The following is a 12,044-nucleotide window of genomic DNA, read 5'->3' on the forward strand; positions in this document are numbered from 1 at the left end:
TTACAAGCGGAGCACCTGCCATATGCAGGTGCTTCGTTTAATTAATTAGCCCGCTTTCCTGTCTGAAAACACGATAAATAGTCTGACACTATGGAAAGCTTTCTAATAAAATGATAAAATATTTATTGCCTACCGTTATCGTCATTTCAATTTCGAACAGGGTATAAAATATGCCAAGGAAGCAGAGTCTAAGCGCAACCTACGTACCTAAAAATCTCCAGAAAGTATTGAAACAGATCCCCGAGAGCGCATTGACAACCGTCGTTGCGCCTATGGGCTATGGGAAAACCACGATCATCAATCATTTTCTTGCAGAAAAATCCAAAAAACAGGACACAGTCATCATCAGAATCAGCATATATTCCGATAACCTTGCCGTATTCTGGAAAAGTGTTCAGGATGCCTTCAGATATGAAGGATATACATTCCTTGACAAATATCCCTGCCCGACAGATCTTATCAGCGGCAATATGGTGGTTGATGCCGCCTGTCGCCATCTGACCGGCGAAAAGGAAATCTATATTTTTGCGGATGATTTTCATCTTCTGACTTCGGTAAGACTTCCGGGGTTCATGTCCAGGGTCGCAGGCCGCATCCCTTCCAACGTACATGTGATATTTGCAAGCCGCCGGGCTGTCATAAGTGACACTGAGGCTGTGCAATTGGGGCGCAAAGTCTGCATAATTACAGCCGATGACCTAAGACTTGAGAGAGAGGATATTGCGGCCTATGTGCATCGCTGCGGCTTCGATATGCGGCAGGAGCAGATAGATGAGCTGTATTATGCCACAGAGGGGTGGTTCTCCGCCGTTTATCTGGCACTTCGAACCTATATGTCCTCAGAGACTATCCCAAGCCGTGGCTCAGATATATACGCAGTGTTTATTAAGGCCATGATAGACTCTGTTCCCAAGGATATCAGGCTCTTCCTTATAGTTATGGGCCTTGCGGATGAGTTTAATGCCGAAATGGCAAGATTCATCACAGGATACATGAACAGTGCGGAGATCCTAAAGAGACTGTCCAAACAAAATGCCTTTGTGAAAAAACTTCCCGACAGCGAGAACTTCAGATTTCATCATATGATGAAGGAGTGCGCAGAAAAGCTTTTTGAAGAGCTTGATAAACAGGCAAGGGATTATTACAGAAACAGGTACGGCGAATGGTATGAACAGCACGATCAGTTCATACATGCCATTACTTCATATACCTACAGCGGCAACTACGATGCTATTTTGCAGGTGGTTCAGGCAGATGCGGGAATCCTTCTGTCCTGCTGGGGACCGGCGCAGATCCTGCAGCTTCTTGATAATTGTCCTGTGGAGACGCTGACCAGGTATCCTTTTACGATACTGGTCCTTATGCGATGCATGTTTAACTTCAGGCAGATACCCAAGATGCTGGAACTAAGGGATCTGCTGTCCAATATCATAGAGAACGATCCCTCGTTGTCTTCACAGGAGCGAGGCAACCTCCAGGGAGAGAGCGATCTTATCATGAGTTTTCTCATGTTCAATGACGTTAGTGCCATGTCAAGGCTCCACAGAAGCGCCAGTGAGCAGATGACAAGACCTGCCATCAGTATTACCAACAAGGGCGGCTGGACCTTTGGCTCCCCATCGGTTCTTATGATGTTCTACAGACAGCCCGGGGAATTGGCCAAAGAGCTGGCTGAAATGGACGAGTGTATGCCCCACTACTACAGTGTTACCAACTACCACGGCTACGGCGCTGAGAAAATAATGAGAGCTGAAGCCCAGTACATGCAGGGGAACTTCGTGGACGCCGCCATAACCCTGGGAAAAGCCTATATTCAGCCCGCCAAATGCGACCAGGACAATATGAAGCTCTGCTGCGACTTCCTGGATATGAGACTGTCCCTTTTTGCCGACCATGAACTTACCCAGAAGCCTGAGGAGAGGAAAAAGAGTATTCAGAAGAACCACAATGCAGGACTTATCAATATCTGGAATGCCTCCTGCGCATATTATTATGCGATTATGGGAGATCCGGAGAAGATACCGAGAGTCTTCAGAGAACACCTCCTTGAGAGAGTCAATATTCTTGAGCCAGGAAGACCCATGACGGAAATGATAGAGAATCAGGTGTACATTGTTCAGGAGGAGTACACCAGGATCCTGGGACAGATAGACCGGCAGATAGCTGTGTGCGACAAGATGAACTACTGCCTGGTTAAGATATATCTCCTTATTCAGAAAGCTGTATGCCTGAATGCGGTTCATAAGATCCCGGCAGCGGAAAAGGTCCTGCTACAGGCATTGGAACTGGCTGAGCCTGACAATCTCCTGATGCCCTTCGCCGAGAACTACGCAGGGCTTGAGTCGTTATTTGATGAGCAGTCCTGCCAAGGCAGACACGGAGCCTTCATAGGCAGGATAAAAGAGCTAGCGGGCAATTGCGCCAAAGAGCTCAATAAAAATGCGGGAGTCCTGGAGGTTACGGTATTCTCCAAACTCACTGCAAGAGAAGGGGAGGTGGCAGCCCTTATGGCCAAGCGCCTTACCAATCACGAGATCGCGGAAAAGCTGTTTTTATCAGAGGGAAGTGTAAAACAGTACAGCAATCAGATCTATTACAAACTTCATATCGAGGGAGACACCAGAACCAAGAGAAAACGTCTGTTAGAGCTCCTTGGAGGGGGTACCGACTAAATACTAACTAATGGTTAAGTGTTAAATTTATTACGGCCACTGTAAAATTTTTTTGCAGTGGCTTTTAGTATGTCTGAAACTGTTTTTCTATGAGAAAGGTGGGAAACTATGAGTAAAAAGTTATTGGCAAGATTATTGGCACTAACTATGTGCGCAGGGCTTGTACTTCAGCCCATGACGGCATACGCAGAGGAACCTTTGGCGGATGCAGTCATAGATGAAGCCACAGAAGAAGTACCGGAATTGGAAGAAATACCTGAATTAGAGGAAGCGCCCGAATTAGAAATGTTACCGGAGGCTGAATTACTGGATGATGGAGAGGAACCCCCTATTGCAAAGGTAAGGTGGATCAGAGAAGACTCCATCAGTATCAGGATGGCAGACTACTATAAAGTTGGCGATATCTGTCCGAACCTGAGTATTGAGACTAGTAGTCCTATTCTTGATTACTATTTCGCGGGCTGGCAGGAGGATGGAAAGGCCGGATGGGCAGATTATCCTGACGAGCATTTCTTTGCCGGAAGATATAGAGCTATTGTAGCGGTATCTGTCAAAGAGGAGTGCAAGTCTTTATGGAGATTAGATAATGATTTCCAGCTGACTGTTAATGATGAGCAGTGGATTGTGTACACAGCTCATTATGACGAGAATTTTGAGCTCAAGGCTTTGGAATTTGCCTCGCCTGCTGTTACGGTAGTAGAAACGCCGACCCCAGGTAAGCAGATTAATATCGAAAAAGTCGTAGCTACAAGCAATATTGAGGAGCTTACCATTGAAAAAGCACCTATCGGGGAGCCGACTTTTAACATAACAGAAGGAGATGTGGTTGTTTTTTCCGGCACATGGATGCATAAGGTCGATGAGGGCGAATGGGAGGTAGCACAAGGAAGATTTACTCCCGGTATATACCAGTATGATGTGGAAGTAGACGTTGCCGATGAATACAAGGTTACCCATGTGCTTGATAATAATTTGAAGCTGGAAGTTAACGGCATACAATGGAAACGCATTTTTAGCATTGGCGGTTCTTCAGGCTATGAATTTGTATCACCGGAATATATGGTAGAGGGGACACTTATTGAAGAGCTTCCGGAGATTACAGGGGTGTATATATCTGATAACCAGCTGTATTGGGATAAGCTCGGAGACTGGGGCTTCTATCGTATTGAAATTGGTGATACAAGAGAAGTTGTTAAGTACTTTATGCCCTTAGATCTTGTGGAGTTCTGCGAGTTCTACGATGTGCCCTATGGTTCATATACGGTTAAGATTACAGCGGTAGACTTCATGGATATTGGGGGCTTTGAGCATTCCAAGACAGCAGAAGTACCATGGGTATTTGGAAAGCCGGCTCCTGCCCAGAAGACTAAAATTACAAGTATAACAGCCACCAGTAATATGGCTGATATCATCAAATTTGGTGCACCTTTGACAACTCCTACTTTCACAATTGAGGGAGACCAAGGCGTTGTAGTTACAGGCGGCAGATGGCTCAAGTATGCAAATGGCGGGCAAAAAGTAGAAGCCACTGAGGACACCTTTAGTGGCGGCGGCTGGTACTATGAGGTGACTCTGGATATTGACGATGAACATAAGGACCTCTATGAGTTTGACCAATATATGAAGCTGGTCGTAGACGGATTACGATGGAATGCAACAGATGATGGAGTTTTCGTTTCCAGGGGAGATACTGTAATCGATGAGGAAAACAGAGTTGTTATTGAGAAAATCAATGCAACCGGCAATATCTCCGAGATTTTTGTAAAAGGTGCTACTTACAGGGCTCCAACAATTACCGATAATGACGGATTAGTATATTTTTCTACAATGGATGCGCTGAAGAAGGATGGAGACACCTGGACTAACCTGTATGCCTTTGGCGATGCCCTAGGCGAAGGAGAATATTGTTTCAGATTCGTAGTGAGCTTGCAGAATGATTACGTATATTCTCATCGAATCACAGAAGAAACAAAAGTTATTATCGACGGATTGGAATGCACAATGGTCTCCCCCGGAACCACGGTGGGGGAAGGATTGATCCAGGCAATATACAAAACAGGAGTAATCGAGATAAAGGCTGACAAGCCTGACGATCCCGAGGAGATTCAGGGCACTTGGACCACCAAGTGGGGCGCAACCTATTTTGTGAAAGAAAATGGCGAGAAGGCTACAGGTGTTCAGAAGATAAACGGAGGTTACTATCTCTTTAGCAAAAATGGCACACTTCAGAAGAGTACTTTCTATGAAGAGGACGGCAAGAAGTATTACTTCGGAGCTGACGGAACCAGAGTAACGGGATGGACCACTAAGTGGACATGCACCTACTATTTTGATGAGGACGGAGTGATGCAGACAGGTTTTGTTGATATTGACGGGGCAACCTACTACTTCAATGAGAAGGGACATGAGCAAAGGAACTCATGGATCACTGTAGGTGCAGATAAATACTATGTTAAAGCTGATGGAACTTTGGCAAAGTCAGAGACCATCAAGAAGTGGGGCAAGAAGTATAGCTTCGATGCAGACGGAGTATTGATTCCATGATTGGAGCACTTAACAGGTGATTTACACCGGAAAGGCGAATGCTATGAGTAATAAATTACTGATGAGAGTAATGGCTATAGCAGTTAGTGCAGGTATGATATTGCAGCCTGTAGCTTCTTTTGCTGCAGAAGACTTTTTTGATGATGAAGAAGTGGTCCTTCTTGAGGAGGAAGATGCAGGACTGTTCGAAGAATTTACTGCTGCAGAGCTTTCTTTCGATGAAGAAGCGGAGCTTGAAGATGCTTATGATGATCTGCCGCCTATTGAGAATGGGCATCTTGATGGAAACATCGTAAGCTGGGATGCTTTTGACGGTGCTGCCTGCTATATTGTATGGCTTGGAGGCAACACCACTATGACTGATGAGACTTCGGCAGATCTTCAGGAATTGGGAAAGGGCTTTGGCCTTGAAGATGGAGTTAATTATCTGGTTCACATTGTTGCGATGAATGCTGATGGAGAGATTATATCATCACCTTATGCGTTTGATTATGTATACTATGAACCGGAACCTCAGCCTGAATTTTTCACAACTGTTGAAGTTACGTCTGATATGGATGAGGTCCTTGTATTAGGCGAAAGTAGGCAGAACCTTACATTTGACGGACCTAAGCAGCTGCAGATCGTTGGTTATATGTGGGAGTCTCTTAACTGGGGGACATTCAATACGTTTTCCAAGGAATCTTTTATTCCGGGGTTGTATAAGTATGACGTTGCGATCAATGTCTATACAGCGTACGAGGACACATACAAAATGGATGAAGACTTCAAGCTCATCGTAGACGGAGCAGAATGGGAGCGCACACAGATACATCATAAGAAAAATGGCGATGTTCTGGGCATGGTCTTCAGATCTCCTGAAAGATGGATAGGTGAGCTTCCTTCACTTACCAATGTGAAGAAAGACGGCGATATTCTGACCTGGGATGCGCCTGAAGAAGCAAGGGGCTATGCAATAACGGTTGGAGGCAAAAGAGGGCTTGTCAGGACTAATATGCTGAATTTTGCCGATGCTGTAAAGGGATTTGGACTTGAGCCGGGCGAATATGAGGTCGAGGTCGCTGCATGTGACTATTACGGAGATTTGATCACCGAATTCTATAAAACCAAAATGCCCGGTAATGCTGAAGAACCGGAAGAGCCCGAGGAGCCTGAAGAACCTGAGGATCCTGAGAATATCGAAGGTGGCACCTGGGTAACAATGTGGGGCTCAACCTACTATTATACAAAGGGCGGCGAGAAGGTCACCGGTATGCACAAGGTTGAGGGGGAATACCGACTCTTTAGTAAGAATGGTACACTTCAGAAGAGTACTTTCTACGAGGAAGATGGCAAGAAGTATTACTTCGGAGCAGACAGCATCAGAGTGACAGGATGGCTTACTAAGTGGACCTGCACCTACTATTTTGACGAGAATGGAGTAATGCAGACAGGATTCGTAGTCATTGATGATGATACCTATTACTTCAATGCGAAGGGACATCAGGTTAAGAATGACTGGGTAACAGTGGACGGAAACAAATACTATGTAAAAGGTGACGGAACATTGGCAAGATCCGAGACTATCACGAAGTGGGGCAAGAAGCATAGCTTCGATGCTGACGGAGTGCTGATTCCATAAAATAATCGTTCTTGAGTGATTCAATAGGGACGGTTCAAATGAGTCAATGGGGACGGTTCTTTGTGACTCACGAAGCGAGTCACAAAGAACCGCCCCCTTTGACTCATAGCTCAGCTTTTCCCATATACTTGCTCAATATATTCATCTATATCTCTGAAATCAATCTTAAGCTTGCCATCATAAATACCTACCGGCACTTGCTTGTCAAAACCATATATTGCGATGTCGTCATCATTCCCCTTAGCATCAAAGATATAGACCAGTACATTCTTTTTCCAGGGGTCTACGAGCCAGTATTCACGGACTCCTGCGTCCTTATATTTCCTGGTCTTAATGTAGCAATCCTTTCCGGAGGTGGAGGGTGACAAGACCTCAATGATAAAGTCGGGATTACCAAACAGGTTCTTCTCAGTTAGTTTGTCAGGATCACACAATATAAATATATCAGGCTGTACAATGGTTTTGTTATCGCAATCAAGCTGTACGTCGGTGGGAGCCATAAAGGGGATGCATTTGCGCTTATTGTCTCTGATATAATTGCTGATAGCTCTGAACAGTTCGCCGACAAAGAGTTGATGCCTGGTCATTGGCGCAGTCATGTAATAGAAATAGCCATCTATAAGTTCAACTCTTACATCATTGGGAAGAGCATAGTAATCCTCTATGGTATACTCTCCCTGAACTTTGCCGCCAAAGTGCTCAAGGTCGATAGCACGTCCATTGCCATTATAAACAGCGGGCTCTTCCATGACACCACCGGGTGAAAGGAGCTCTGCATCAATGTACTTAAGATAGCTGGCGGGTTTGGGCATAAGAATCCTGGATAGCTTCTCAATTGTCTCATAGCGAGGGGCCTTGGTTTCACCATTAAATATTTTTTGCACTGTGCCAAGAGGAACTCCTGACAGCTCCGAAAGCATTTTGAAGCTGAAACCAAGCTCTTTTTTTCTCTGTTTCATCTCATCGATTGTCATATTATGTCTCCGATTTCAAACCTTTTTTTGATGAAAAACGCTACTTTATAAGTATAATGTACTACAAATTCAACCGTATTTCAACCGTTTAAAAGGCCGGTTCCCGTCAACAAATTGTGAACTCGTAAGATTACCGTTAGAAGTTGTAGAATCGTCCCCTATAGTGCTAATATAGAGAAAGATGGCGAAAATACGGAAAATTCGCGATATTTGGGAGGTGTTGTATGGAAAACAGACCTGTTGGAAGAAAAAAGAATGTGACAGAGGGAGGCTCCGGCGTAAATAAGCGCGGAGACGGGCTCGGAACAGGACCGGTAGGCAGCAGCACCGGCTATTCAAGCAGTAACGGTCCCTCGGGCGGCGGCAGTAGCGGTCCCCAGAGATCAGGCGGACGCAGCCCTCTGTTTATGATAATAGTTATTGCTATCCTACTTCTTGGAGGTGGAGGCGGAATCGGCTCACTTCTTGGAGGAGGCGGCAGCAGCTATTCTGATACAGAGACAGCGCAGCAGTATACCGGCACTCAGACTCAGCAGACAACTACCACAACTACATCAGGTTCATCTGCAGGATCACAGCTTGGTTCAGCAGGAGGATCACTTCTGGGAAGCCTTCTCGGGGGATACAGCCCCTACGGAAGTGAGGGTCTTAGCTCTGCAAGCTGGAGCAGCGAGAGCAATACAGGTAAGCTTGATACTACCGTTGCCGAGGGTGCAAGAGCCAAGCGCACCGTTATCAAGGGAAACGGCGAAGATACAGTAACCATCATGGTATATATGTGCGGCGCAGACCTTGAGTCCAGAAGCGGAATGGCAACCAAGGATATTCAGGAGATGCTTCGCGCGGACCTTGGAGATAAGATCAACCTTATCATCTACACCGGCGGTGCCAAGAGCTGGCAGAACAATGTGGTATCCAGCTCCACCAATCAGATATATCAGGTTAAGAACGGGCAGCTCGTTCTTTTGAAGGACAATCTGGGAAGCGTTCCAATGACCAAGCCCGATACTCTTTCAGACTTTATCAAATGGACAGCCCAGAACTTCCCCGCAGACAGAACAGACCTTATTTTCTGGGATCACGGCGGCGGATCAGCAGGAGGTTACGGCTACGATGAGAAGTTCGCAACAGCCGGCGCAATGTCTCTTGCAGGCATCAACACAGCTCTTAAGGATGGCGGAGTTACCTTTGATTTTGTAGGCTTTGACACCTGCCTTATGGCAACAGTTGAGAATGCCCTTCTTGTTTCCAATTACGCGGATTATCTCGTGGCATCGGAAGAGACAGAACCCGGTGTTGGCTGGTATTACACAGACTGGCTCACAGCCCTTGGCCGCAACACCTCCATGGAGACATTGGAGATCGGCAAGAACATCATCGACTCTTTTACCAACGCATGCGCACAGAGCTGCGCCGGACAGAAGACTACTCTTTCATTGATAGATCTGGCTGAGCTGTCACAGACAGTACCTTCGGAGCTGGCGGATTTCTCCAAGGATACTTCGGAAAAGATTCAGAACAACCAGTATGCGGCTGTTTCAACAGCCCGCAGCTCAACAAGAGAATTTGCGGCATCTTCAAGAATCGACCAGGTGGACCTTGTGGACTTTGCCATCAGAATGGATACAACAGAGTCCAAGGAACTGGCAGATGCTCTTAAGAGCGCCATCAAATACAACAGAACAAGCTCCAATATGACCAACGCATATGGTCTTTCAATCTACTTCCCCAGCAAGAAGCTTGGCAAGGTAGACAGCATGGTTGACACCTATGAGGCCATCGGAATGGATGATGACTACGCTAAATGTATTCAGCAGTTCGCATCCATGAACGTTGCGGGCCAGGTGGCATCAGGAGGCAGCCAGACCGCATCTCCTATGGGATCTCTTTTCGGAGACTACACAGGAAGCGAGGGTTCTGCAGGTGGCTCCTCCGCAGAGCTTATCGGACAGCTCCTTAACACCTTCCTTTCCAGCGACTTTAGCAGTATTTCAGGCCTTAACGCTTCCAATACTTCTTTCCTTGGTAAAGGCCTTGATGTGGACACAGCTGCTAAATATATAGCTGACAATCAGTTTGACGCCTCAGCTCTTATGTGGGCTAAGAACGAGGACGGGCAATATGCCATAACTCTTACCGAAGAGCAGTGGAAGCAGGTAAGTAACCTTACACTCAACATGTTCTATGATGACGGCGAAGGCTACGTGGACCTGGGACTTGATAATACCTTTGAGTATGATGAGGCCGGTAACCTTCTTGCTCCTACAGACAGAACCTGGCTTGCCATCGACGGTCAGGTGGTTGCTTATTATGTTATCGATGTTCAGGCTGAGGATGACAGCTATGCCATCACCGGCAGAGTTCCCTGCTTCATCAACGGAAACAGAGCTAATCTCATCCTTGTTTTTGACTCAGAGAACGAGGACGGATATGTGGCAGGCGCCAATTATGATTACAAAGACGGCGAGACAGAGACTGTTGCCAAGAATGTGACAGAGCTTGAGATCGGCGATAAGATCGACTTTATCTGCGACTACTATGATTACAACAGAAATTACAAGGACTCCTATTACCTGGGAGATCCCATGACTCTGGACAAAGAGATGAAGCTTCTTACGATCAGCAATGTATCTGTGGGAGACGGCCCTGTCCTTACGGCTTACTGCTTCACAGATACCTATGACCAGAGCTATTGGACACCGTTCTTGAAGAACTGATAGGAGCTGATTATGAGACGAACAGGACTTACCACCCTCATTTACCTTGAGAGGGACGACAAATACCTGATGATGCACAGGATAAGCAAAAAGAATGACATAAACAAGGACAAGTGGATCGGCGTAGGCGGTCATTTTGAGGATGACGAGAGCCCCGAGGAATGTGCAAAGCGAGAGATCTTCGAGGAGACCGGCTTTGACATTCCCCTGGAAGACCTGGAGTACAGGTCGGTCATCACCTTTATCTCCGACAAGGGAGACTATGAGCTGATGTCTCTTTTTACCGCCAAATGCCCCGAGGGAGAGCCCAAGGAATGCGACGAGGGGAGATTGGAATGGGTCAAAAAAAGTGATGTCTACGACCTTAACATCTGGGAAGGAGATAAGATATTCTTCCTTCTTCTTGAGGAGAGCAAGAACTTCTTTTCCCTGAAGATGGCCTATGATGTCGATGATAACCTGAGGGAAGCGGTCCTTAACGGAAAAGAGCTGGATTATAAGGCAGTTCTGTCCAAGCTGTAAATGAACATATATAAGAGCAATTAAGGAATTACAATGGAAGAAAAAACTAGAGATTTTCTTGGTGGCCGGGTCAAAGACCTGGCCACAAGAGCGTATATGAATAATTTTGTGACCCATACGGACTTTTTGTCCGTATCGGAGCTGGCCACCTTTTATCAGATCCTTGCCAGCGAAGGCATATCTTCAAATGTGCATGAATACTGCGGCGCAAGATATGTGGTCTACGGCGGTTTCGAAGATGCCGAGAGGGCAATGGTGTGTTTCCTGCCGGAGTATCTGGATGAAGAGGGGTTCCTGATGGCAGAAAATGCGGAGGGGACGGTGCTTAAGTGCATCCATGTTCTTCCGGTCAATGCCAAGTTCTCAGATGACCTGACCCACAGAGACTATCTGGGAGCACTGATGAATCTAGGAATTGAGAGGGATCAGATAGGAGATATTCTGACAGGGGAGAAGGAAGCCTATTTCTTTGTCACAGAGGAGATGTCTGAGATGATCTGCAAGGAGCTGATCAGGATCAGGCACACCTCAGTTAAATGTGAGATCGTTAACCCTGCGGAATGTACTATCCGCCCTGCCTTTGAGGAAAAGAGCGGAAGCGTTGCCTCCGAGAGAATTGATGCCATTTTGGCTTTCGTCTACAATCTCTCGAGGTCCGAAGCCCAGAGACTTATCGAGTCCGAGTCGGTGTTCATCGACGGCCGCACAGCCTACAGCGGCGGGTATGACCTCAAGGAAGGCGCCCGGGTGTCGGTCCGAGGGCATGGGAAGTTTATTTACCTTGGCCAGTCGGGAACGACAAGGAAGGGCAGGTGCTTTGTGAAAGTTAAGTTGTTCGTGTGAGACATGGGACGGCAGAAGACAAGGGGACGGTTCAAATGAGTTCCCTTGTCTTCTGCCGTCCCCTTGTCTTCTCCTGTCCCCACCCATTGCCTCAAATCACAAAATGCTAGTATAATATAAATACTAAATCGTTTAAGAATTTGTTTAGAAC

The 12,044-nt window shown here is 46.4% G+C and carries 7 protein-coding genes; 6 read left to right on the forward strand and 1 reads right to left on the reverse strand.

What is annotated here, in order from left to right:
- The first annotated feature begins 170 nt into the window (after positions 1-170).
- The 3 genes from G588_RS0103810 (at position 171) to G588_RS0103820 (ending at position 6,837) form a co-directional block, all read left to right on the forward strand.
- Positions 171-2,672, forward strand: a complete 2,502-nt coding sequence (locus G588_RS0103810) for a helix-turn-helix transcriptional regulator (protein ID WP_022777432.1) — start codon at positions 171-173, stop codon at positions 2,670-2,672.
- 108 nt (positions 2,673-2,780) lie between these two features.
- Positions 2,781-5,216, forward strand: coding sequence for an N-acetylmuramoyl-L-alanine amidase family protein (locus G588_RS0103815; protein ID WP_155830733.1), 2,436 nt, complete (start codon positions 2,781-2,783; stop codon positions 5,214-5,216).
- Between the two features lie 43 nt (positions 5,217-5,259).
- Positions 5,260-6,837 carry an N-acetylmuramoyl-L-alanine amidase family protein gene (locus G588_RS0103820; protein WP_026668568.1) on the forward strand — a complete coding sequence of 526 codons (1,578 nt, stop codon included), beginning with the start codon at positions 5,260-5,262 and terminating at the stop codon, positions 6,835-6,837.
- Positions 6,838-6,947: 110 nt separating this feature from the next.
- On the opposite strand, the gene G588_RS0103825 is transcribed toward G588_RS0103820, so the two are convergent.
- On the reverse strand, positions 6,948-7,811 hold the full coding sequence (locus G588_RS0103825; protein WP_022777435.1) for a Uma2 family endonuclease: 864 nt from the start codon (positions 7,809-7,811) through the stop codon (positions 6,948-6,950).
- A gap of 224 nt (positions 7,812-8,035) precedes the next feature.
- Here G588_RS0103825 and G588_RS0103830 point away from each other — a divergent pair, with 224 nt between their 5' ends.
- The 3 genes from G588_RS0103830 to G588_RS0103840 are packed head-to-tail and all read left to right on the forward strand — an operon-like array spanning position 8,036 to position 11,893.
- Positions 8,036-10,528, forward strand: a complete 2,493-nt coding sequence (locus G588_RS0103830; protein ID WP_022777436.1) for a clostripain-related cysteine peptidase — start codon at positions 8,036-8,038, stop codon at positions 10,526-10,528.
- Between the two features lie 12 nt (positions 10,529-10,540).
- Positions 10,541-11,050 (forward strand): NUDIX hydrolase, encoded by a 510-nt coding sequence (locus tag G588_RS0103835; RefSeq protein ID WP_022777437.1) that lies wholly within the window; start codon positions 10,541-10,543, stop codon positions 11,048-11,050.
- A 33-nt stretch (positions 11,051-11,083) separates the two neighbouring features.
- The gene (locus G588_RS0103840) at positions 11,084-11,893 is read left to right on the forward strand and encodes a YlmH/Sll1252 family protein (protein ID WP_022777438.1); all 810 of its coding nucleotides are present in this window, start codon (positions 11,084-11,086) and stop codon (positions 11,891-11,893) included.
- The last annotated feature ends 151 nt before the right edge of the window (positions 11,894-12,044 follow it).

It is taken from the genome of Butyrivibrio sp. AE3009, assembly GCF_000420845.1.
Classification (GTDB): Bacteria; Bacillota; Clostridia; order Lachnospirales; family Lachnospiraceae; genus Butyrivibrio.

Bases quoted from the DNA above. Each gene is read 5' to 3' on its own strand.
- G588_RS0103820 (WP_026668568.1), top strand. From the start codon at position 5,260: ATGAGTAATAAATTACTGATGAGAGTAATGGCTATAGCAGTTAGTGCA.
- G588_RS0103825 (WP_022777435.1), bottom strand. From the start codon at position 7,811: ATGACAATCGATGAGATGAAACAGAGAAAAAAAGAGCTTGGTTTCAGC.
- G588_RS0103830 (WP_022777436.1), top strand. From the start codon at position 8,036: ATGGAAAACAGACCTGTTGGAAGAAAAAAGAATGTGACAGAGGGAGGC.
- G588_RS0103815 (WP_155830733.1), top strand. From the start codon at position 2,781: ATGAGTAAAAAGTTATTGGCAAGATTATTGGCACTAACTATGTGCGCA.
- G588_RS0103810 (WP_022777432.1), top strand. From the start codon at position 171: ATGCCAAGGAAGCAGAGTCTAAGCGCAACCTACGTACCTAAAAATCTC.
- G588_RS0103835 (WP_022777437.1), top strand. From the start codon at position 10,541: ATGAGACGAACAGGACTTACCACCCTCATTTACCTTGAGAGGGACGAC.
- G588_RS0103840 (WP_022777438.1), top strand. From the start codon at position 11,084: ATGGAAGAAAAAACTAGAGATTTTCTTGGTGGCCGGGTCAAAGACCTG.